The 23,879-nt window shown below is 44.3% G+C and carries 17 protein-coding genes; 5 read left to right on the forward strand and 12 right to left on the reverse strand.

The window, feature by feature from the left end:
* Window positions 1-127: 127 nt before the first annotated feature.
* The 4 genes from AC1MCB_RS09050 to AC1MCB_RS09065 all read left to right on the forward strand — a co-directional run bounded on the left by AC1MCB_RS09050 (window position 128) and on the right by AC1MCB_RS09065 (window position 4,011).
* Window positions 128-1,366, forward strand: a complete 1,239-nt coding sequence (locus tag AC1MCB_RS09050) for a TCR/Tet family MFS transporter (RefSeq protein ID WP_479968423.1) — start codon at window positions 128-130, stop codon at window positions 1,364-1,366.
* 137 nt (window positions 1,367-1,503) lie between these two features.
* Window positions 1,504-1,683, forward strand: coding sequence for a histone H1 (locus AC1MCB_RS09055; protein WP_479968424.1), 180 nt, complete (start codon window positions 1,504-1,506; stop codon window positions 1,681-1,683).
* Between the two features lie 195 nt (window positions 1,684-1,878).
* On the forward strand, window positions 1,879-3,501 hold the full coding sequence (locus AC1MCB_RS09060) for a bifunctional metallophosphatase/5'-nucleotidase (protein WP_479968425.1): 1,623 nt from the start codon (window positions 1,879-1,881) through the stop codon (window positions 3,499-3,501).
* Window positions 3,502-3,675: 174 nt separating this feature from the next.
* A complete protein-coding gene (locus AC1MCB_RS09065) occupies window positions 3,676-4,011 on the forward strand; it encodes a cupin domain-containing protein (protein WP_479968426.1) in 336 nt (111 codons plus the stop codon).
* Window positions 4,012-4,145: 134 nt separating this feature from the next.
* Here AC1MCB_RS09065 and AC1MCB_RS09070 read toward each other — a convergent pair whose 3' ends face one another.
* From AC1MCB_RS09070 to AC1MCB_RS09080, 3 genes are all read right to left on the reverse strand, one after another.
* Window positions 4,146-5,210 carry a serine hydrolase domain-containing protein gene (locus tag AC1MCB_RS09070; RefSeq protein ID WP_479968427.1) on the reverse strand — a complete coding sequence of 355 codons (1,065 nt, stop codon included), beginning with the start codon at window positions 5,208-5,210 and terminating at the stop codon, window positions 4,146-4,148.
* A 12-nt stretch (window positions 5,211-5,222) separates the two neighbouring features.
* Window positions 5,223-6,713 carry a pyridoxal phosphate-dependent decarboxylase family protein gene (locus AC1MCB_RS09075; protein WP_479968428.1) on the reverse strand — a complete coding sequence of 497 codons (1,491 nt, stop codon included), beginning with the start codon at window positions 6,711-6,713 and terminating at the stop codon, window positions 5,223-5,225.
* A 479-nt stretch (window positions 6,714-7,192) separates the two neighbouring features.
* Window positions 7,193-7,555: a DUF6265 family protein gene (locus AC1MCB_RS09080; RefSeq protein ID WP_479968429.1), complete on the reverse strand. Its 363-nt coding sequence runs from the start codon at window positions 7,553-7,555 to the stop codon at window positions 7,193-7,195.
* A gap of 408 nt (window positions 7,556-7,963) precedes the next feature.
* Between AC1MCB_RS09080 and AC1MCB_RS09085 the strand changes: the two genes are divergently transcribed.
* Window positions 7,964-8,899: a ClpXP adapter SpxH family protein gene (locus AC1MCB_RS09085; RefSeq protein WP_479968430.1), complete on the forward strand. Its 936-nt coding sequence runs from the start codon at window positions 7,964-7,966 to the stop codon at window positions 8,897-8,899.
* A 545-nt stretch (window positions 8,900-9,444) separates the two neighbouring features.
* Here the strand turns inward: AC1MCB_RS09085 and AC1MCB_RS09090 are convergent.
* The 9 genes from AC1MCB_RS09090 to AC1MCB_RS09130 all read right to left on the reverse strand — a co-directional run bounded on the left by AC1MCB_RS09090 (window position 9,445) and on the right by AC1MCB_RS09130 (window position 23,873).
* On the reverse strand, window positions 9,445-10,521 hold the full coding sequence (locus AC1MCB_RS09090; RefSeq protein ID WP_479968431.1) for a glycoside hydrolase family 76 protein: 1,077 nt from the start codon (window positions 10,519-10,521) through the stop codon (window positions 9,445-9,447).
* 74 nt (window positions 10,522-10,595) lie between these two features.
* Window positions 10,596-11,480 carry an ROK family protein gene (locus tag AC1MCB_RS09095; RefSeq protein ID WP_479968432.1) on the reverse strand — a complete coding sequence of 295 codons (885 nt, stop codon included), beginning with the start codon at window positions 11,478-11,480 and terminating at the stop codon, window positions 10,596-10,598.
* Between the two features lie 3 nt (window positions 11,481-11,483).
* Window positions 11,484-12,689, reverse strand: a complete 1,206-nt coding sequence (locus tag AC1MCB_RS09100) for a glycoside hydrolase family 76 protein (RefSeq protein ID WP_479968433.1) — start codon at window positions 12,687-12,689, stop codon at window positions 11,484-11,486.
* Between the two features lie 53 nt (window positions 12,690-12,742).
* Window positions 12,743-15,109: a GH92 family glycosyl hydrolase gene (locus AC1MCB_RS09105; protein ID WP_479968434.1), complete on the reverse strand. Its 2,367-nt coding sequence runs from the start codon at window positions 15,107-15,109 to the stop codon at window positions 12,743-12,745.
* Between the two features lie 38 nt (window positions 15,110-15,147).
* Window positions 15,148-16,359 carry a glycoside hydrolase family 76 protein gene (locus AC1MCB_RS09110; RefSeq protein ID WP_479968435.1) on the reverse strand — a complete coding sequence of 404 codons (1,212 nt, stop codon included), beginning with the start codon at window positions 16,357-16,359 and terminating at the stop codon, window positions 15,148-15,150.
* Window positions 16,360-16,500: 141 nt separating this feature from the next.
* Window positions 16,501-17,616 carry a SusE domain-containing protein gene (locus AC1MCB_RS09115; RefSeq protein WP_479968436.1) on the reverse strand — a complete coding sequence of 372 codons (1,116 nt, stop codon included), beginning with the start codon at window positions 17,614-17,616 and terminating at the stop codon, window positions 16,501-16,503.
* Window positions 17,617-17,659: 43 nt separating this feature from the next.
* Window positions 17,660-19,267, reverse strand: coding sequence for a RagB/SusD family nutrient uptake outer membrane protein (locus tag AC1MCB_RS09120; protein ID WP_479968437.1), 1,608 nt, complete (start codon window positions 19,265-19,267; stop codon window positions 17,660-17,662).
* A gap of 33 nt (window positions 19,268-19,300) precedes the next feature.
* Entirely contained in the window at window positions 19,301-22,360 is a 3,060-nt protein-coding gene (locus AC1MCB_RS09125; protein ID WP_479968438.1) for a SusC/RagA family TonB-linked outer membrane protein, read from the reverse strand.
* 112 nt (window positions 22,361-22,472) lie between these two features.
* Complete coding sequence (locus AC1MCB_RS09130; protein WP_479968439.1) at window positions 22,473-23,873, reverse strand: sugar porter family MFS transporter; 1,401 nt, start codon at window positions 23,871-23,873, stop codon at window positions 22,473-22,475.
* Window positions 23,874-23,879: the final 6 nt, after the last annotated feature.

Raw genomic sequence — 23,879 nt, forward strand, 5'->3', positions numbered from 1 at the left:
ATGCGGAGTTAATTCTATAAACCTATAAACCCGTAAACTTATAAACCCGTAACTTATAAACCCATAAACTACATGAAACAACCCACCTCCTAAAATCTCCAACCTCCAACCTAATTACCGTATTTTTGTGAAATACCCGGGGGGAGTTATGGTACCTGCCATCGAGAACAAACCTAAGAAGTCTGTAATTGCATTGATTCTTGCTGTGGTTTTTATTGATACGCTGGGTCTGGGTATTATCTATCCAATATTGCCCGCATTAATCAGCGAATTAACAGGCGAAGGGATCAGCGGCGCTGCAAGAATTGGTGGCTGGCTGACCGCGGCCTATGCGATCATGCAATTCCTTTTTGCTCCCATGGCGGGAAGTCTGAGTGATCATTACGGTAGAAAACCCATATTGATAATAAGCATGGCGGGATTATTTATCGATTACATATTCCTTGCCATTACTGACAATATTGGTTTATTATTTCTTGGGAGAGTTATATCCGGAATTTTAGGAGCTTCCTACACGGCTGCTTCAGCCTATGTAAGCGACATTTCAGATAAGAGTTTCAGGGCTAAATATTTTGGACTGCTCAATTCTGCCTATGGCGTCGGACTGATTGCCGGCCCCGTATTAGGCGGCTTGTTCGGTGCCCTGGGAGTCCGCGTGCCCTTTGTATTTGCAGCAGTTTTATCGCTGCTCTGCGCGCTGTTTGTCTTTTTCCTACTCCCTGAGTCGCTGCTTAGGGATAACAGGAGACCCTTTAAATGGAAAACCGCTAATCCCATAGGCGCCTTTATTTTTCTCAGAAAATATGCTTCGTTGTATAGACTGTTGGCAGGCTATTTTATTTTGTATGTGGCTTCTTATGTGGTGGTCAGCATCTGGCCTTTCTTCACGGCAGAGAAGTTTAAATGGACAGAAGTCGAGATAGGGATCTCGTTAAGTATATTCGGACTGTTTATCGCGCTGGCGCAGAGCTTTGCTACACATTTTTTTACTACCAGGTTCGGCGACTGGAAAACGGTCAGGATCGCATTATTATTTTATTTAGGAGGCATGCTTATGTTCGCCTTTACAAACCGGGTGTATATGTTATACCTGGCTATGATACCATATTGCCTTGGTGGAATTGTGCTTCCCGCGATACAATCGATCTTTTCACGCATGGTGGGAAAAAACGAACAAGGCGAAATCCAGGGTATCCTGTCCAGCACTGCCAGTGCCGCGGCAATCGTGGGACCGCCCCTTTTCACGCTTATTTTCGCCTATTCCATAAAACCATCAGCACCCTTTCATTTTGCAGGTGCAGCCTTTGTTCTGTCAGCGGCATTGTTTGTAGTCAGTTTGCCCTTAACATCAAAAAAAACGGTGTGATCTACCGCCTCTGATTCTTCGCTTAAAAGGGCATCAACTTTTATATACCGGAAATAAGTGGCTTAAGCTGCCGTTATTAATTAAAGTTTCGCTGAATAACCGTTTTTTCTATCTTTAGCCCTCTAATAAAAACAACTATGGAAAAGTTTTCAAAAGTAAAAGAAGTATTAGCTTCCATTGAAGCTGATGTTGAGAAGTTCTACAACAGTGGAAATAGTGCAGCCGGAACAAGGGTGCGTAAAGCAATGCAGGATCTGAAAGTTCTGGCGCAGGATATCAGAGCTGAAGTAACGGAATTAAAAAGCAAAGAGAAATAATAGCTTCTAAATTTTAGAAAAAGCCGCTTTGATAAGTTCAGAGCGGCTTTTTTGTTAATGTGTTACTGTGTAAGCTTTGCAGGTTTTGCTTTAATAAATTGAAGAAGCACCCAATAAAACTTAAGAAGTTCACTATATTTAAGATGAAGCCTGATTGAACGGATACCGTGACATCATAAAAACCATAGCCTGCAAATGAATAAACTGACCACTATTCTTTGTTTCGCCGCAGTTTCTAAACAAGCAAAAAGCATAGTGCTTTCATTGTTATTGATTGGAAGCTTTACATATTCTTCCTGCCGCAGCGTAATTAGCTCACCTGGCAAAGATAAGGATGACCGCCGCATCACTATCAATTATTTACTGGTGAATGATGTATACGAAATAGCCCCTTTAGCAGGCGGAACTGTCGGCGGTATGGCAAGGGTGGCAACCTTGAAAAAGGAATACCTGCGCTCGAATCCCAATACTTTCCTTGTGATGGCCGGAGATTTCCTGAGTCCCTCAGTATACAACAGCTTGCAGTATGAAGGCAAACGAATCAGGGGAAGGCAAATGGTCGAAGCGATGAACGAATCGGGAATGGACTTAGCAATTTTCGGAAATCATGAGTTTGATATTCCGGAAACTGATCTCCAAAACCGGATTAATGAATCAAATTTTCGTTGGATCGCATCCAACACATTCCATAAGACAGATACTGCCGTAATTGCTTTTGCAAAAAAGATACCTTCAGGTGAGCTGCCTTTTCCAAAGACCTTTATTTATTCTGTTAAGGATGCCGACGGAACAATGGCTAGAATTGGCTTCATAGGCTTAACTCTACCTTTCAACAAGGCTGGCTATGTCAGTTACAGCGATCCTTTGAATACGGCTGTTAAACTATATGAGCAGCTTAAAGACTCCTGCGATGCAGTCATCGCAATAACACATCAGCTCATGCAGGATGATATCCTGCTGGCCCAAAGATTACCCGGCCTGGCGATGATCCTTGGCGGGCATGAGCATGATATGCGCTTTCAGAAAGTGGGAAAGGTTCTGATTGTAAAAGCTCATGCAAATGCTAAGTCTGCTTATGCAATGAAACTTGATATAAATACCAGGCGGCGAAAGCTAAAGATTGAACCTGAATTGAAAATGATGGATGCAACCATTATAGCTGATCCGGCAACTTCTGCCGTAGTAGAAAAATGGACAAGGGTAGCGGATGAGAATTATGCTTCTCTCGGCTTTGATCCAAAAAAGATCGTTTTGAACGGTGGCGAACCCCTCGAGGGAAGAGAATCCCTGCTCAGGAAGCAACCTACCAATATGTCCCGGATGGTGGTTAAGGGCATGGAGTTTGCCTCACCTTCTGCAGACCTGGCTGTTCTGAATGCGGGTTCAATTCGTGTAGATGACATCTTACCGATGCCTGTTACGGAATATGATATTTTAAGAGCATTACCTTTTGGAGGCGGAATAATGGAGGTGGATATGAAAGGGGCCCTGCTCATCAAAACGCTCGCAGCGGGACTGAAGAACACAGGTAATGGCGGCTTTCTTCACTATTCAGATAAGCTCACATACAATCCGTCATCAGATATCTGGAGTCTGAAAGGTACTCCTCTGACGCCTGAGAAAACATACCGGGTGGCCCTCCCCGAGTTCCTGCTCACCGGAGGGGAAGCAAACATGGATTTTTTGAAGCCCGGTAACCCCGATATAATTAAGTCATATCCTTACATTGCTGATCCGTCGGATCTCAGGTCAGATATTCGCCTGGCAGTGGTAAAGTACCTCTATAATAATGATCTGAGCAAAAAGGAAAAGCCATAAAGTCACTAGAGGTCAATGAACAACCAACGAGCAAACGGGTTAATTGAAAAGCACCAGCTTGATAAGGTGTTAATATCCGGCTTTCTGCCAGAATAACAGAATTGCTGATATCTATTATCTCCAATTCCGGGGAGGATGTGGGAACTTTTGCAGATTTTTAAACAATAAATTTACATGCTCCAAGGCACTTTATTTCAAATTGATGGTGACACGCCATGGGAAGACCTGGGAAACGGCATAAAAAGACAGCTTTACGGTTACGACGACAAATTAATGCTTGTAAAAGTGAAGTTTGATACCGGTGCCGTTGGTCAGCTGCATGAACATCATCATTCGCAGGTAACATACGTAGAGAGCGGAGCCTTTGAAATGACAATCGGCGACCAAAAGAAGATCATCAGAGCCGGTGACGGTTACTACGTGCCGCCCCATGAAATCCATGGCTGCGTTTGTATCGAACCCGGAATGCTTATCGATGTCTTCAGCCCCCATAGGGAAGAATTCCTGTAAATTCAATTTATATTACGGGAGACTTTTACGGCTGCCAAAAGTCCAAAACCTTAACGACCGCATTTTCACATTTACATATTAGCACATTTGTACATTTACATATTAGCAAATTTGCATATTAGCATATTAGCATATTACCCTACCACACCCCCATCCACCCGATCCAAATAACGCTCATCACTCATGCCTGTTCGGTTAAAAAATATAACACTGCCAATACCCTGTTCGGGATATATCCTGATTTCGCAATAATAGCCGCCACCGCCACCTGCATGCGTAAAATACTTTTTTCCCTGTAATTGGCCTGTAAACCAGGATAAACACATCCCCGTTGGCTTCTTTTTCCGGGTGTAGTTTTCACTGAAAAGCAGTCTTTTAAAATCATCTGTTATCAATGAGCCATCCGTTTGCAGTAGCTCCTGAATGTATTTGACAAAAGCGTCAGGCGTCCCGATTAACCCGCCGTAGGAAGGGCCATTCACATAATAGTTTTTAAAGGGTTTCCAGCCCCCTTCCGCTTTAAGCATAAATTTCGATTTGTCTATAAAGAAGGCTAAAAGAAAGTTCATCCAGCTGAGCCGTTTTTGATACCCTTTCGCATGACTGCCAACTGCTGAAATCTCAAACCCTAACTGGCCTGATGTCAGTCCAAGTTTATATATAATGTTTTCCGTAATATATTGCTCGTAAGTAAGTCCGGAGACTTTTTCAATGAGTTGCCCAAGCAGTACGTAGCCGAGGTTTGAGTAAGCGAACTTTTCGTTAGGGTCAGATTTCGTGTTCCTGAATTTTGCAAATAATGCAGTAAAAAATCCGTTCCTGTCAAATGAGCTATGCTCGTTCGTGAGATGAATCCAACCCAAGGGAATGGGATTGGGAATACCCGCAGAATGTGACATCAGCTGCCGGATGGTTATTTCACTGCTGTAAGGGAAGTAAGGTAAATAGCTTTTTACCGGCTCATCTATCTGCAGCTTATTTTTTTCGGCTAACTGCAGGATAGCTAATGCTGTAAAAGTTTTGGTAACCGAGAAAGCGTTATAGGTGGTCTTCGAATCAACCATCTGGTTGTTCTTGATATCAGCAAAGCCGGCCTTATATCGCTTTAAGATCTGAGATTTGTCAAACAGAATATACTGGACAGATGGGGACTTGTGCTCCTTACAAATCTTCCGTAGTATGGCATCGGTCTCCTTCATACAGCCCCAGGCTCAGCTTTGCATACGCATCTGTTCATGCAATTGCCTGCCTTCACGCACAATAATGTCGATCGATTCCTCAATATCTTTCTTAGATGTTCTGAAATTAACAATACATGCTCTCAGACAGTATTTACCTTTTACTATCGCATTTGACAGGAACACTTCGCCACCCTGCTGCAGCCTGTCAAGCAGCGCCTTATTCAGTTTATCCAGGTAATCTTGCAGCGCCGTATCATCTCCGGAACCCTGGGGCACATATCTTAAAGTACAGATGCTTAAATGCTGACTAATGGCCTCCAATTCAGTGTTGATTAAGGCCAGGTCAAACATCAACTCCGAAAGTTCTATATCCTCGCCGATCATCTTAATATAACCATCCCTTCCCACCTGCTGTAAGATCAGCCAAACCTTCAGCGCCCTGAAGCCGCGGGAATTCTGCAGGCCATATTCATAGTAATTCAATACCGGGTCTTCTTCCGCACTGTCAAAATTGTAATATTCAGGATGTGAGCTGAACGTATCGTGCAGGTGCCTGCTGTCCTTTACCAGGGTACAGCCTGCTTCCAGTGGGCTGTAGAGCCATTTATGGGGATCCATCGCAGTTGAATCCGCCTCTTCCAGACCTGCAAAAAGGTGCTTCTTTTCCGGGATGACCGCTGCAGGAACGCCATAAGCACCGTCAACATGAAACCACAAATTATATCTTTTACAAACCGAAGCAATGGCTGTCAGATCATCGACCGCACCGGTACTTACATCACCTGCAGTACCGATCACCATGACCGGCTGATGGCCGCTTTCAAGGTCGTTTTGTATGGTTGTAGCCAGGATTTCCAGACTCATTTTATTAGCTGAATCTGTTTCGATCCAGCGAATGGCTGCGGATCCCAAACCAAATAGAGCAGCGGCCTTTTCCACCCAGGTATGCGTCGTTCTGGAACAATAAACAAGTAGTGTTGAAGGAGCATTAACCATACCCTGATCTTTAAAAGTCAAAGGAGCTTTAGCGGTTATCCCGGCGAGAAATCCGGTAAAGTTGGCCATATTGCCGCCGCTAACCAGTATTCCGCCGTAAGCTGGCGAAACGCCTATAAATTCGGCCAGCCAGCTGATGGTTTGTTTTTCAATTTCCGTGGCTATCGGACTGAGAATCTGAGCTCCCACATTAGGGTTGACAGATGCAGCCAGCAGATCAGCCAGCGCGGCAACAGGAGCTGCCGAAGAAGTAATATATCCGAAAAACTTAGGATGACCGTTTAACAACGAGTGATTAAAGAGCAAATCAGTAGCCCGGAGTAACAATTCAGCAACCGGGGAGGCTTTCTCGGGTAAACGCGCGTCGCCCAGAATTCTTTGTAACTGCTTTGGCGATTCGCCTCTTGTAACAGGGCGTTCATTAATTCCATTCAGGAAGTCCGAAATCGAGTCGATTAACCGGTAGCCGACTGCCCTGAACTCATCTTTTGTAATTTCTAGAGGACTGTTGCGACTGGTGTTCATTCCGGTTTATATGAAATTGCTTATAGGTCCTGACCCTTATTAAATATAATAATTAAGTTGAATTTGATGATTTGAAGATGAAAAAAATACTTGTCTATTTGATTAAAACCCTCACCTCCTCCACCTACGGCACCTCCTCCAGATGAGGACAGAATATTCCCGTGATCAACAATCCGGACTTTTATTTGTGCATCTATCCCGATAATTCCCATTTGCAGCTATTACCCATTGCACATTCCAGAACCTCCTCCGCCTACGGCACCTCCTCCAGCGGAGGACAGAATATCCCGGAAAACCTACTGTGTACCCTACATCCTATTCGCACATCTGCACATTTGCTTATTCCCCAATTCGCACATCTGCACATTTGCACATTCGCACATTTGCACATTCGCACATCTGCACATTTGCACATTCGCACATTCGCACATTTGCACATTACCATATTAGCACATTTACTAATTTGCTTATTTGCACATTTACCTCACCCGCTTAAACCTGTAATCCGATCTTTTTAAGATTCCCCCGCTAATTCCTTCTATCCAGGCATGCATCAGGTTGCCAGCAGGTAACTTATAAACAATTTGTTTGGGGAAATCATGGCTTGGATTTTCGAAAGTATAGGTTGCGCTATCCAGTTTGGCCAGTGTAAAAACCACCGGTTTCTGATCATTTTGTTTAGCAGTAACGGGAACATACATGATCTTCCCCCTCCTTTCCACCAGGTCTACTGTTTCCAGGACAAGTGTATCGTTCGCCTTGACAATATAGCTCTTACCAAGCAATGTGCTGTCGTTAGACTTGTACCAACTCTCATATATGGTGCCCTTTGCCGTTTCCATCGACCAGTGGCCCAATATTGCGTCCAGATCTTTAAATCCTTGGTAACTGTCTGCGAATAAACTGGATCAGCTTTCAACTGGGATAAGATTACTGAGACTATGATAAACAACTTTTTCATAGATTTTAATTAAGTGACAGACTTTACAGATTTCAAAATCAGGTTTCGCCACGGTATTCTGATTTGTAGATCTGCTTAAGATTAATTGCAATATTCAGTTCATTACCACCGTCGCAATTGCATTAGCAGATTGCATATTTGCATGTTCCCTGACATCCCAACTGCTTGACTTAAGTCAATGCCATTTCTTGCTTTAACTCAATTGAGGGAAAGTTCGACCTAGAGTATCTTTGATGTATTGGACTTGAGCGCAGAAAATCAGCGTAGCATTAAATCAAATAACCAGGAAATGATGACAGTAGATAAAGATAACTTAATGAATTGTGACATGGAAACCGGAATTTGTGAAATATCAGATCGAGTAGCCAGTCCTGAATATACAACGAACCTTCAACCGATACAGGCTACCAGCAAACCTGTCCGGCTTCTATATTTTACAGATCCTATTTGTTCTTCCTGCTGGGGTATTGAGCCGCAGATGCGAAAACTGAAACAAGAATACGGTGACTACTTCAGTGTCGAATACAGAATGGGAGGACTCCTGAAAAGCTGGGGTGAATATGGCGGAAGCGATGTTAGTAGCCCGGCAACTGTTGGCCAGCATTGGGATGAGGCCGGTGAACATTATGAAATGCCCATCAATGGGGACCTATGGAACGAAGATCCGCTTGATTCATCTTATCCGCCATCCATCGCTTTTAAAGCAGCACAGCTGCAGGATAGTGATAAAGCAGAACGCTTTTTAAGAAGGATCAAAGAAATGGTTTTTGTCGAAAAGAAGAATATTACAAAATGGGAGCACCTCGCACAGGCTGCGTCCGAAACTGATCTTGACCTCATTATATTCAAAAACGATTATGAAAATAAAGCCAATGACCTTTTCCAGGAAGATCTGTCAATGAGACTTGAGTGGGGCGTCCGCGGATTTCCGACGATCTTTTTCATCGATGAAGAAGATAACCGGTTTAAAGTCTATGGAAGCAAACCTTATGAAACATATGAGCAGGCACTTTTAAAACTGGTACCCGCAGCTTCTAAAGCCGCAGTGCCCATTTTTAATGAAGACCTATTGAAAGGATACGGTAGCATCACCAGCAGAGAATTTGCTGCTTTAAATAATAAAAGCTTAGGAGAATCAGAAAGCATATTAAACTCCTTCGCAGAGAAAGGTACTTTGCAAAAAGTTACCGCCAATACCGGAGATCTATGGAAGGTGATTCTTTAAAAGGACAGGTTGATCAGGTCGCTTTTCTGTTAACACCAAGATACGATCACTCCCATTTGTAAAATTTTAGAAACAACAAAGTCAGCCTGAATCTAATCAGGTAAATTCATCCGGGCACCCTGGATCGTGTGTTACCGGTTCAAATCTCGAAAAGATATTTCTGCTTAGTCTATAACAGGAATACGTAGTTCCCTGTATTCATAGTCCTTTATCAAAACCAGGAGAAACTCTCGCTCTTCAAAGTCTTCAGTTCCTGGTTTTGCATGAATGAGTTCAAGGGATCGGCTAAGAGTATCTAAGTATTCGGTTTCGGTATTAATAATTTTAAACATCTTCATGAGCAGAATTTATTTTATTAATGACCTACAAGATAAAAACAAATATCACTCAAGCATGCTGAAATGAACTATAACGTTATAGTAGCGGGTATAATTATATCGTTACGAGGTATGGATTTGTCAGGTTGTAGGTTTATATGCCAGTAAAGCTCCGATAGGTGTTAGCCAGTGTTTCGTTAAATTTCCAATGCAGGATCAGGGGCCAGTTTATTTCTCCAATTGTGCAAGCAGTGCATAGATCTCCAGCATTCCTGCCTGATCAATCAGTGTTTTAACTTTCTTTTTTCCTAATAAATTATTGCTATCCCGTTCTTCCTTCCAAATTCTTTCAGAATCATCGATGATGAACTGCAAATCCTTTTTATTACGGTCGACCTGGTATAATTCTATATAACCCCGCAGCAATACGGCGTTGAACCAGTAAAGACCCGGCAATTTCTTATCCTTGTAGAAATGCTTCCTTGCAGCCTTAGCGATTCTCCTGCCTTCATATAAGTAGGATTTATTCCCTGTGATTTCGTAGAGCAAAACATTCGACTGCAGCATCGTTCCGGTATTGTAGGTGTAGGTTGCAGAATCAATCATCATCCCTGGCAGCTTAATAGCATCATAATATATCCCTTCAGAAGAACGCAAATGCTTATTAGTCCATTGATATAAAATTTTTGCCGTATCAAGGTACTGTGCTTCCTTCGTAATCTTATATAGCTGCAATGCTATTAAGATCCCCGGGCCATTCGAACAGGTATTCTTAGTCGTTTTATCACCTTCCTTCCAGTACAATCCGCCCCCGCTAATTTCATCATACCCGGTCAGCATGAACCTATAGATCTCCTTTGAAAGCTCCAGGTACTTCTTCTCCCCCGTCCTGTTGTATGCGTCCAGATAGGCAATTGCAATCCATTGGTTATCGTCATAAAATCTGGCGTCGGCCTCTTGCTTAACAACATAAGCCTGGTATCCGGGGGCCGGTGGATTGGTATTGTAATACTGGTCAATAGCATTTTCTACCGGTTTCATATATGTTCCTGACCTGTCCAGCTCCTCCATTTCGTTGGATGCCTGAATTAAGGCGCATACAGGCCATAGAAAGGAATGAGGTTTATCATTATGCTTTGGATCATTAGTTTCCAGGAATAGCCCGGCTGAAGCATCGTAAAATTGCCCATAGATATTTTTATGGATCAGATCGACCTTATCTTTATACGATGAGGACTGAGCCCGCGCATTAATTGCAAAGCTTACTGTTAAAACCAGACATACGCACCAGATACTTTTATTCATAATCATTTTATTATGGACCGACCCTGCAGCCGCTTTTCGTGACTTACTTCTAAATTCAACTAATAATTCGCAATCTATTCAAAAACTCTCTGTTTGCTGCAGTAGACGGCAGCCCCTATCAAAGCCGCACTTTCACCCAGCCCGGAAATCAGCACCGGTATACCTAAGGATCTTGATCTTAATAATGCATTTAGCTGAGGCAGAAAAAAAGAATGTGCATTTGCAATATTGCCCCCGAGGATAACGCAATCATAGCTTTCTCCCATCTCTTGAAGCCTGAATAAAAATAAGTTAAGATTCTTGCTGAATTCCTCAAAAACCAAATTTACATTAGTCACATCCACAGGATCTGCGATAAGCTGTTTGACGTCAGCTACCTGGCAACCGGTTAATTCAAAATATCTTCTTACAAACCATCCGGAAGAAAAGTAATCTTCACAAATACCATCCAGGAAAGAAAATCGCCAGTAATCTGCATCTTCTGCCAATCCATCTTTGAAGGTAGCCGACCCAAAGCCCGTTCCTAAAGTAATGCCCAGAATATTGTTATGGCCCCTGCCTTCTCCCTCACATGCTTCACCCTGCAGAAAACAGCTAGCGTCATTAACAAATGAAATATCCGACGCAAGCTTCCCAAGTTCTTTCAACAAAGCTTCCCTGACGTTTAGGCCATAAAGTGCATCATATTTTCCCTGTCCTGACATCAGGGATATTCCATTTCCATAATCAAAGGGTCCGGGCATAGCAATACAAACTTTTCCGCAGTTTGGTTCAGAAAGCAAGCTCTCCTTTATTACCCCTGACCATCCATTAATAACCTCTTCGGCTGTACCAGCAGATTGTATTTTTGACCTTCGCCAGGACGAATCAATAATCCCGTGATTGTCCGGATCAACAAGAGCAGCGGTTATATGTGATCCCCCTATGTCGGCTCCGAGGATTATTGATTGATCTCCCATATCTTAATGATTAGAAGGAGTTGATTTTTTGGAATTCAGCAAACTAAGCCTGCCATATAGTTCAGCAATGCAGGTTTCATTCAGAAGCCACTTTGGCTTTGCCAGCTCCAACGGAGTGGACGTCCAGTTATAGGTTACCAGGCCATACTTATCCCTCGAATTCTCCCAGGCAGCGTCTAATTTTTTAGTTATAGCTTCTATATACCTGTAGTCTCCATCTACGCTGTACAGGCTCTCATAGCCCCGGAACAACACCGTAGTAAACCAGGGAAGATCGATCTGAAACTCCCTTGTACCGCCGGAACCGGGCACGCTGAAATGATTAAAAGCACCTTCAGCGATTGTTTTTGCTTCTGCCAAATATTTTTTATCCTTTTTGAACTTATACAACAGCACGGACGCTTCCAGCATGGATCCGGAATTATATGTGAAATAGGTTTTGTTTACGGTACCGTCCATCTTCTTATCGTTCATATACACTCCTGCAGAATCTCTCAGGTTATCATGCATCCAATTATAGAACTTCTCGCCCCATTTGAGATAATAAGGGTTACCGGTAGCTTCATAAATTTTTAAAGCGGCCAGCGTAGCCATTCCATTGCTGCACGCCGGCTTTTGGTCACGGTGGCCTTCCAGCCATGTTACGCCGCCGCCCAGCTTATCATCCCAGCCGCTCAGGATAAATTCAAAAACTACTTTAGCCCTTTCCAGGTAAACCGGATTTTTAGTATTAAAATATGATTCCATATAATCGATACTAACCAACCCGTTATCATCGTAATACCGGTCAACCTTTTCAAACCTTACGGGATAAGCCTGGTAACCTACGGGCTTCCGTAAAGTATCCTTGTACTGTTCCATTCCAGTGGCCAGACTGTCCAGGTACGGGAGGTATTTCTTCCGCAGCGAGGGGGTTTTTATCAGCACATTTGTGGCAGAGAACAGTCCTGAAAAAGGCCACAAAAAACTGACTTCTTTTTCCTTTACCGCACCTTCCTGAAAGTAATCCAGGCTCCCACTTTTACCGGAGGGAAAGTTTTCAGAAAACAGTCCGTATTCTTTCACACGATATTTTGTCCAGATTACCTGGTAGATGTCTTCGGCACGCTTCAGATATTCTTTCGAGGACTTCCTGGTTTGCCCGTTCGCATCATTCATAAAGAACACAGTCACAAACACAAGGGTAATACCTTTCAGATAACTTTTCATATTTCGGGTTTACTAGTCTGATCAGATTTAATTAATTATTTATCCACGAAGCACTACTGGATGGAGGGCGGGGGAATTGTACCCCAGCTTGTGTTGGGCTGGCTGCCCATAGTAAAGACCAGCTTACCACCCTTCATTAGCTCATCCCTGTAAATCCAGCAGTCATTCAATTCTTTGCCGTTGAACTCTGCAGACTGCACATACACGTTTTCAGTACTATTATTCAAGGTTTCAATTACAAGGCGATTATTATTTCCCAAACGGATATCGGCCTTGTCGAAAAGAGGACTTCCAAATTGCAGGACGGGCCTTGAATCTGTCAGGCCCTTCACATCAAATAATCCGAGAGAGGCCATTACATACCAGGAACCTAGCTGTCCCTGGTCCTCATCCTGCCCGTAGCCGTAACCGTGAATACTTTCGATGCCATAAAATTCATTGCAGATCGCCCGTGTCCATTTTTGTGTCAGCCAGGGTTTGCCTGAGTAATTAAACAGCCAGCTAATATGCAGGTTAGGCTGGTTGCCGTGATTGTAAATAGACTTTATCCCGGCAAAGGCGTCAATTTCCTTACCCCCGCCAAAGCTATTCTTTTGCGCTGTGTTGAAAATATTTTCAAGACGGTCGTTAAATTCTTTCTTCCCTACCTCCGCAATCAACCCGGCTGGATCGTGCGGAACATAAAAAGTATACTGCATGGCATTCCCTTCCTGGAAACCTCTCCACGGCTCATAAGGATCGAACTTTTCAATGAAGGAACCATCCGCCCTTTTGGGGTGGATTAATTTGCTTTCCGGATTGAACAACTTTTTCCAGCCGGATGCATATTTTATCAGTGATTGATAGTCGTCGCTTTTCCCGAGCGCTTTAGCCATCTGCGCCGCGGCAAAGGAACTGAAGCTGTATTCAAGAGTATGAGAAGCAGCAAACCTTGCACCGGTTGAATCGGTTTGATCCATATCGTGGTAGGGTACAAAACCATGCTTCACAAATGCCTGTACGTCCATTTTACCCGACCCGCCTTTTTTATTTTCCCAGCTGATCTCATTTGCCTTGATTGCCTTGTAAGCCAGCTCAACATCATAGTCACGGATTCCCACATTATAGGCACCGGCTATGGCCAGTCCCACCATGTTTGTACCGACTCCGGATACAAAATTGCTATTAGCAATACCGTCACCGAACCAGCCGCGATCTTTATATACTTCTAAATGTGTCTGAACAAAATCTTTATACCGTTCCGGATAAGACAGCGCCCATAGCTGGGTGAGATTCCAGTAACCGCCCCAGATAGCATCTGTATTGTAAAAATTATACTTAGGCTTTCCACTTTCGTCAAGAGGGAGCCTGCCTGTCGAACCGCCGTGCTTGGGGAAAGAACCGTCAATGTCGCTAGCGATACCTCTGCCGAGTAAAGCATGATAAAGGCCTGTATAAAATTTTGTCTTATCAGCTTCACTTTTACCTTCCACTTCTATCTTAGCTAATTCATTTTGCCACATCTGCTGGGCATTTTTCTTTGCCTGGCTGAAGGAAACACCTGAGGCTTCGGCATCAAAATTTTCTTTGGCATTTTCGATGGAAGTATAAGAGAGCCCTATTTTTAATTCAATAACTTCCTTATCCACCGTATTATATTCCAGAAACAGCCCGGCACCTTTACCCAGCGCTGTGTTAGCATCCCGCTGGATGCCCGAGGCCGTAAAAGATCCCACCTGTTCAGGCTTTTTACTTATCTCTCCCCGGAAATACATGGATACTCTACCGCCCTTGTCATACAGTTGCACGTAGCGCGGTTCTGTAGTCACAAAACCTTCGAAATGAGTATCGTCGGTCATCCGCACGGAGGCGTCTGTTACTTCGCCGCTCTCACCCTGTTTATTGCCAATGTCAAGTATGATCCTTGAGTCATCGCCTTGCGGAAATGTATATCTGTGAAAGCCCACTCTTTCAGTGGCAGTGAGCTCTGCGGTTACCTGGCTATCATCCAAAAAAACACGGTAGTACCCGGGCTCAGCAATTTCATTCTTGCGGTCGAAGGCAGAACGGTATCCGCTTTCCGGATCCTCCAGCTTACCCGGTATTACTTGCAGCGGTCCGGTGGCAGGCATCACACTGACACCACCTATCTGCCATTCATGAAAATGTACAAATCCTTCTATCGAGGTATGGCGGGTATCATAGCCTACTGCCTCCCATCCCGAAGGATTGCCGTAATGACCGTTTGTTGAAGGCGCAAGCTTGGCCATACCATGGGGCACAGCTGCAGGAGTGTAAAAGAACCAGCGGCTGTGGGCGGTTCCAATGTTCGGATTAACATATTTTAATACACTGCGTTTTGTACCACAGGAAGCCAACAGTATGGCGGCCAGGACGACCGACATGGCCAGGGCACTCTTAATTCGTTTGGTTATCATCATAAAAATTTTACTGAGGAACAAGCTTATCTGTTAGAAGGCTACTTTTCTTTTTTAAAGTGAGCAATGCGAGCATAGATCTCTACCATGCAGGCCTGATTGACAAGCCATTGTTCGCGACCGCGGGTTTTGCCCGTCCAGTCCTCGAGGAAAAAACCATTGCTATTCCTGGCCGATTTCCAGGCATGATCTACGTTAGCTATTAAGGTATTAATGTAGGTGGGGTCTCCGTCAACATCGTACAGGTCGATATATCCTCTGAATAAAACTGCCGTAAACCATGGATCGTGAGATGGAAAGAAACGGCCCAAACCGGAAACATTAGAGGTGAAATAGTCATAAGATGCTTTAGCGTCCGATTTAGCTTCAGCCAGGTACCGTTCTTCACCTGTGATCTCGTAAAGCAGAATGGCATTGGTTATCATAGCCCCGCTGTTATAAGTCCACTTGGTTTTGTTAATTGTACCGCTCAGGTGAACATCATTCCAGTAGGTTTTGTCCGTTGGGTCCTGCATCCTGGTCTTGATCCAGTTATAAACACGAAGTGAAAAATCCAGATACTTTGGATCTTTCTTTATTTGATAGAGTTTAAGGGCCAGATTTATAGCTAAAGCGCTGGAGTTTGTGGCCTTCATGCTATTGGGATTTGAAGGATCGTTCAGCCTGTTCTGTTCACACCAGAAAATCCCACCACCCTGATCCGTTGACTCCCCTGACATAACAAAGGTCATAGCCAGTTCAGCGCGGTTCAGGAAACTTACTGAACCAGTAGTTTCATAGGCCAGCACATCGTCAATTCCGCCAATGGCGTTATCATCATAAAAACGATCTCCCCCTCCATAAGTACCTACTGCCGACTGAAAAGCGACAGGGGTCCGGCTTACGTCCCAAAAGCCGCCAAGTCCATCAATTGTTCGTTCTATTGAAGGCTCCGAATATCCTAAGGATTTTAAAAGAACCGTTCCCGTAAATAAAGTAGAATGCGACCAAAAATAAGCCGCAGCCGGATCACCACCCCCTCTGGGGTAATTCTCGATAAAATAATTCGTGCCATTTAAAGAATAAAACTTTACAATATTGTCAAATACCGCCTTCGATTTTTCTTTATAGGTCTTAGCGTCAAAAAGCGGATTTCCTGACCCTCCGTTATTGCCACCTCCGTTACCGGAGCCGTCGATAAAATTACCGCCCTGTTTTTTGCTACAGCTTAGAAGCAAGCAAGTAATTACTGTTAGTAAGATCCACCTTTTCATGGGCTTGAGGTTTGAGATATGAGACTTGAGATGTGAGAAAAAAACCTGCTCCATTTTCAAGAATGTGAGACAAATTAAAGAAATGAAACCTTCATGAGCTGACGCAATGCTCATGAAGATTTATTCCTTCTTTATTCTTGATTATAGTACCGTGATTTTATGAGCATAAGATGCTGAAGGGTTGAGAAAGATCTCTGCTTTCACACTTTTCATGTCGGCTGCCGGATTAAACTTATAGGTATAGTCCCACTGGCTGTCACTCACCGGATGAAGGAAAAAGTACGAAGCCGGCGCGCCTACCGGGCTACCGTTATTTGCGTTTTCGCTTCCCATAAACTCAGATCCTTCAGAAGTGATCAGTTTGAACTTATAGCGCTCATCGCGTCCCCATGAGAATGGGTAGAATTCAACAGGGATACTTTCGCCTGTCCAGGTGCTGTTACCAGTATATGTAAGCACGCCTATGGATGTATTGTAGGCTGCCATAAAGAGTTCAATCTTTTCAATGGTAACCACCTGGTAAGTTGCACTGTTAAAATCAAAAGTTAAGCGCCGGGCAGTGGCACTCCCGTCAACGGTAACAGCAGTTTCACCTTCCTTAATGATATTATTCTCGATGAAATATTTTTTAGCATCCGCCCCTTTTGAAGTCAGCAACCGATAGGAACCCGCTTTCAAAGAAGTATATACTTCAAATACACCATCCTCCTTCTTTTTAAGAGGAATGGCCTTTGCCACTTCGTCGCCAGCTTCAGTAGCGCTGCCCACCAGGTATAACTCTGTCGGTATTTCAGCAAAACCCAGCGGCCTTTCAAGCTTCAACACTCTTGAAGCCTCTGCTTTTGCTATATTAGTTCCTTTGGTAGCTACCACTGTCCATTTAACATCGCCTGTTCCTAATGATTGGATGCCTGCCGCATTGGCGATCTTATTTAAAGTTTTGTGATCCAGGCTCAGCTTTGCCGATGCACCTTTATTATCTGAAAGTACACTATAAACAGGGTTTGAGAAATCTCCATCCTGTTTATCAAATAGAACTTCATATAAAACAAGGCCACCATCCGCGGCTTTAGCCGTTTCCCAGGTGACTTCAAGCGTGCCCGTTCCTGCAGGCTCTATTTTAACAAAGAAGTCATTTGCAGGGGCGGTTAAAGCCGCAGGGGCAGAAACATCCCCATAAAGTGCGTATTCCTTTTCGCAACTGCTGAAAAAGGCCATGAAGAATACTGCCGCTAAATATTTTAAGCTAGTTTTCATTTGAAAATTTATTAGTTCGTTCATTTATTTTTTTATCAGCAGCTTACCAGTTTGGATTCTGCACCAACAAGGAATTCTTATCTCTTTCGCTTTGTGGAACAGGCCACAAGTAATGTTTACCCGGATCGAAAACTCGCTGATCTACTCTTTCATAACCCTGGTCTGCAGCGAGATTATCAGTTTTTACTCCATGTAACCATCCGTTCAATACGGTCTCAGCTGTCTTCCAGCGCCGTATGTCAAAGACCCTTAAACCTTCCATCGCTAATTCAGATCGCCTTTCAGATCGGATTAGTGATTTAAGCGCGTTCGCCGAGCCACCCGGATAATTCAACGCAGCAGGATCAGAGAATCCTGCCCTTTGCCTGATCTTGGCAATGGTGGCATTCCATACCGTTTCGTTGAATTGACCCAACTCCATTTGCGCTTCAGCATGCATTAAAAGCACATCTGCAAACCTGATAAGCGGCAGATTAAGGCCGGAGTTAACCAGGTTTTGAGCTGATGGATCGAAAAATTTCGCCACATAATAACCGGTAGCGGTCGTGTTGGATGAATAACCAATGCTATTGTCACCGGTACCCTTATTAGTATTGATCGTTACTTTACTACCGTCAGGCCTGGTCCATTCGTAACCATGGTATGCAATAGTAGACTTCAACCTGGGATCGCGGTTTGCATAAGGATCGCTTTCACTCCAGCCGGAGCCTGTCTCACCTATCGACTTTCCGTTGGTCATGATGTAATTATTAACTAATTCCTGGGATGGAGAGATAGCTGCATAGCCCCCTTCTGTTGGAGGGATCAAAAAATATTGAATTCCATGGGTTCTGCGAACGGGCATATACTGTACGTCAAGAATGATCTCTGAATTATTCTCATTCTCCATTTTGAATAATCCTGAATAGCTTGGATACAGCGAATAGCTGCCAGCATCAGAACCAGACATTAGCTGCTGCGTGGTTGAAACAACTTTACTCCATTCGCCATTGTAAAGTTCCATTCGGGCCTTCAGCGCCAGAGCCGCACCTTTAGTTATGCGACCGGCATCTTCCGCCCCATACTCTGTGTTTTTTGGAAGATCCTGGTATGCAAGATCCAATTCGCGATAAATGAAATCGATGACAGCCTGGCGTTCTCCACGGGTTACTTTTCCAGCCTCTTCGATAGAGAGTTCCGTCTCAACAAGAGGGACGCCTCCGAAATGGTTTACCAGGATGAAATAGTGAAATGCCCTGATAAAACGGGCTTCGGCTTTTAGCCGCTTATTCAGAGCAGCATCCAGGTCAGGCACTTTGTCGATGTTCGATAACACGGTATTACATCTTCTGATACCTGCGTAACGCTGTGCCCAAACTTGCTGCATCAAAGGATGTGCGGCGTCATAGTTACCATTGGCAACATCTCTGACAAGGCTTCCGTTATTGGATTTTGTATAGGAATTGTCTGACAATGACTCTCCGAATATGAGCGTTTCCGCATCATAAATGTCGCTGTAACAGGCATTTACGGCATTAATAGCATCCTGTTTCTTCTCCCAGAAGGTAAGGTCAGAAGCTTTGTCAATTGGTGCCAGGTCCAGGTCCTTGCAGGCCGGGCTAAGCAGGCCACTAAAGAGCAGCAACAATATATATATGATATTTTTTCTCATGACTTTGATATACTTGATTATAAAAGATCAGAATTAAAATTTCAGGTCCAGGCCGAACGCGTATACCGCAGCAACCGGGTAAACCCTTCCACTTTGAGCGTTGCCATTATTAATTTCAGGGTCATAACCTGCTCTTAGCTTGCTAAATGTGAATAGGTTATTGCCTGTGAAAAAGATCCTGCAATTAGAGATTCCGGCTTTGTTTGTTACCGCAGCAGGTAGTGTATAACCCAGCTGTATATTCTTAACCCTTAAGTAAGCAGCATCCTGAATCCAGAAATCAGATTTAGCGGCATTATTTGCAGATTCGGAGCCTACAGTTAAGCGGGGATAGGTAGCCTGAGGATTGTTAGGCGTCCATCTGTCTAAGTGAAAGTCCATTACCGGACCTTCGTTATTATTGTGGAACGCTTCTGTAGCCTCTCCTCTTATCCAGGTACTCCGTTTACCTACGCCTTGTAAAAGTAGTCCCAGGTCGAGGCCTTTCCAGCGGGCTGTATAGTTGAAGCCGAAAGTATACCGCGGGAACGGATTCCCGAGCACTACACGATCTTCTTCATTTATGATATCGTCTCCATTCTGATCCTTATAGCGGATATCACCAGGCTTTACCTGGGATGAAAACGAGGGCTTCGGACCACGGTCTATTTCAGACTGGTTTTGGAAAAATCCGTCCGACTGGTAGGCATAGTAGGAATTTATAGGATCTCCCTCTCTGACCATGGTATTTACATCCCATCCGTAAATATAGTACTGGCCTTTCAGGTCGAGTACTTTATTGGTGTTATCGGCAAGGTTAGCACTGAATGAATGAGAGAAATTACTGAACTTTTGATTCCAGCCCAGGCTGATCTCATATCCCTTATTTTGCACTACGCCGGCATTCTGCGTTGGTGATCCGCCACCGAATACATCGGGAACCGGCAAATCAAGCAGGATATCCCTGGTCTTTTTATTAAAATATTCCAACCCGAAAGTAAGTTTACCATTGAGCATGGCACCATCCAGACCTACGTTAACCATGGTTGAAGTTTCCCAGGTAATGTCCTTGTTCGCCACACCAAAGTAAGCACCTGTAGCGGGGATATTGCCGAAGGAATAGGCAGGTGTAAACTGGCTCACAGTCGCTAGATACCGGTAAAGCCCGATATTCTGATTACCGAGCTGTCCCCATGAACCTCTAAGTTTCAATTCGTCGAAGATGTTTTGTAAACCAGCCAGGGCAGGTTCACGTGTCAACCGCCAGCCTGCGGAAACAGAAGGAAAAAAACCAAAGCGATTGCCTTCTGCAAAGCGTGAAGAACCATCGTAGCGGAAATTTCCCTCCAATAAATAACGCTCGTCGTAAGAGTAGTTCAACCTTCCAAAGAATGATGTAAGAGACCATTCCTCACCCGTGCCGTAGGTGCTGTTATCATCCGTGGTTGTACCGTTACTGATCACTCCGAAATCATTTCCCGGCAAGCCGATCCTGCGGATCTGGCTAATCCTGTATGTATTATTTTCTTGTGCATAACCACCAAGACCATGGATAAAATGTTTTCCGATAGTAGTTTCATAGTTGGCCGTAAGCTGTGAATTCAACAATAGTGTCCTGCTGAACTGGTTGGTCACTGAACTCTCATTATCCCCGCCACCTACAAAAGGAGCATAGTCAATAGACTTCCTGAACTCGTCCATCAGGTTATTTTTCAAGTCACCGCCAAATAATCCACCAATTTTTAATCCTTTGGCCAGTTTAACTTCGGCGGTCAGATTCCCCATCAGACCATCGTTTGAAAACAAACGCTGTCCGCCTTTCTCCAGTCTCGCCAGCGAGTTTGCATTACTGCCACTGCCGAGCACATAATTACCGTTGTCATCCAGGATCGGATAAATAGAAGGCATACGGGTAGCAGGTTCAATCATCCATTCGGTCCAGTAAGCATGTTCCTTAATGTCGGTGCGGCTATAAGCTATCGATCCGCCTACGCTGATACGTTCACTAACCTGGTTTTTTAGGTTTAAACGGACGTTGTACCTGTCAAGGCCGTAATCCGGTCCTTTGAACTGGCTCTCCTGGTTCACATAACCGGCAGAAAGAAAATAAGAAGTTGCCTTTCCACCTCCGCTCACACTCACATTATGGTTTTGCTGAAGTGCGTCATTCTTAAATATTTCATTGATCCAATTAGTATTAGGACCTCCGTTTCTGTAATCACGGATCTGCTGAGGACTGAATTGAGGCTGTAAACCCGAGTTTACAAGAGCTTCGTTCCTTAACTCGGCGTATTCCCATGAATTTACCGGATTAGGAAGGTTTGTGGGGCGCTGAACACCAACCATAGAAGAAAATGAAAGCTTCGGTTTTTCATCCGGCGTACCCCTTTTCGTTGTGATCAGGATGACTCCGTTTGCCGCACGGGCCCCATAAATGGAGGCGGAGGCGGCGTCTTTTAAAACAGAAATATTATCGATGTCATTCGGGTTGATATTATCGATGCTGCTGGCCACTCCATCCACAATAATGAGCGGACTTGCGTCACCTAGTGTTCCTAAGCCCCTGATATTAATATTTATACCAGATCCGGGTTCACTTGAATTCTGCTGAATGGTTAACCCGGGAGCACTCCCCTGCAGTGCCTCCACCGCATTGGCAACAGGACGGTTAGCGAGCGTTTCAGAATTTACCGTACTTACAGCACCCGTCAGGTTTGATTTTTTCTGAGTTCCGTAACCGACCACCACTACCTCATCAAGCGCTGAAATTGCCAGAACCAGGCTGACGTTAATGATCGACTGATTATCAACAGCTATTTCCCGGGTCGTAAAACCCATGCTCGTGAATATCAGGGTCGGCGAACCCTCCGGAACGAGGATGGTATAATTACCGTCGGCACCGGTTAAAGTCCCGGTGGTGCTGCCTTTTACTTTAACAGATACCCTTTGGAGCGGTACTCCAAGGTCATCCGAAACTTTCCCGGTTACTTGTTTACCCGTTGTCTGTGCTAGCGAGCCAGCTGCAGAAGCCAGCACGATCAACAGCATTAGTAGTATGTAAAGGGAGACTTTTCCAAACCTGGTTTGAGAAAAATCACTTACATAAATGTTCATTTAGATCGGTTATTTTAGTTAGTTATTGGTTAGTTATTAATTAAGAAGTCTTTTTGATAATCCCCGGACTGTTATCCTGAATCGGTTAAACGAACGTTCATATAGAGCATTATTAAACTGTAACTGTTGCCGGTTCTGCATTCTTCTCAAATTCCTTCTCGATCAGTTCGAGGGATTTCCCCTTCGTTTCGGGAAGCAGGAAGAAGACCACAATAAAGGCTATAAGGCAGCAAGCGGCGAAGAACCAGAATGTATTGGCCGTACCGATTTCTTTCAGGAAGATCGGGGTTAGCTGACCAATGATTGTATCGGCAATCCACATCACCATAATGCTTAGGGCCATGGCCCTTCCGCGTATATTTGCCGGGAAGATCTCGGACGCAACTACGAACTTCAGCGGACCTATAGAAAAAGCAAAACTGGCTAAAAAGATAACCACGGAGGCGACCAGCAGTATGTTATTGGTTTCACCAATAAAGAAACACAGGCCAGTAAAAAACAAGCTGATTGTGGCTCCTGCCGTACCTATAAGGTAAAGCGGCCGTCTTCCCCAGCCATCCACTTTCCACACAGCGATCAATGTAAAAAGCATATTCGCCACGCCGAAGAGGATCTGGCTTTGCAAAGAATTGGTCAGACTGATACCGGCGTTACTTAAAATGCTGGGTCCATAATATATGATGGCGTTAATGCCGCTGAACTGAGAAAATAAGGGAAGTAACAATCCGAGAACCAGTGCTTTCCTCACACCGGGCGCCAGTAACTCTTTATAGGAGCCGTTCCCTTTGTTTGAATTGCTTGTGATATTCTTAGCATCACTCTGTGCCTCCTCTTCACCTACCAGCGCTGATAAGATCTCCAGCCCCTCTTTAGTTCTTCCTTTTTGTATAAGCCACCGTGGGCTCTCAGGGACAAATAGAAGGCCCGTAAAGAAAAGGACTGCAGGCAGTATTCCAATGCTGAACATCCCCCGCCATACTTCTTCAACAAAAAGAAAATTAAACAAACCCTGTCCTTTGGATGCGGTAAGAGAATGATCTAACAAAGCCGAATTGCTCAGATAAGCGACCAGTATCCCAGCTGTTACCGCCAGCTGATAGTAGGTTACTAATCGACCGCGGATCTTTGCGGGGGCTATCTCCGAAATGTAGAGCGGTACAATATTCGATGCAATTCCTACCCCCATTCCACCCAGAATCCTGGCCCATATCACCATATCGAAGGAGGTGAACAGGGTGCAGCCCAGTGCCGAAAGCAGGAAAAGAACGGCCGACAGCATAAGCAGCTTTTTACGACCAAGGCGATCACCCAGCTCGCCGGAAATGCCCACGCCAACAATGCATCCGATTAGCGCCGAAGATACAAACCACCCTTCCTGCAGCGCAGATAAAGCAAATTGGTCTTTAACAAATGGCAGCACTCCCGAAATCACGGCCATATCAAAACCGAAGAGGAATCCACCCAGAGCTGAAATGCAGCAAACCAGCGGAAGAAGATTTTTTTTAATATCCATTTTCTT

This window comes from Daejeonella sp. AP26 (genome assembly GCF_056680515.1).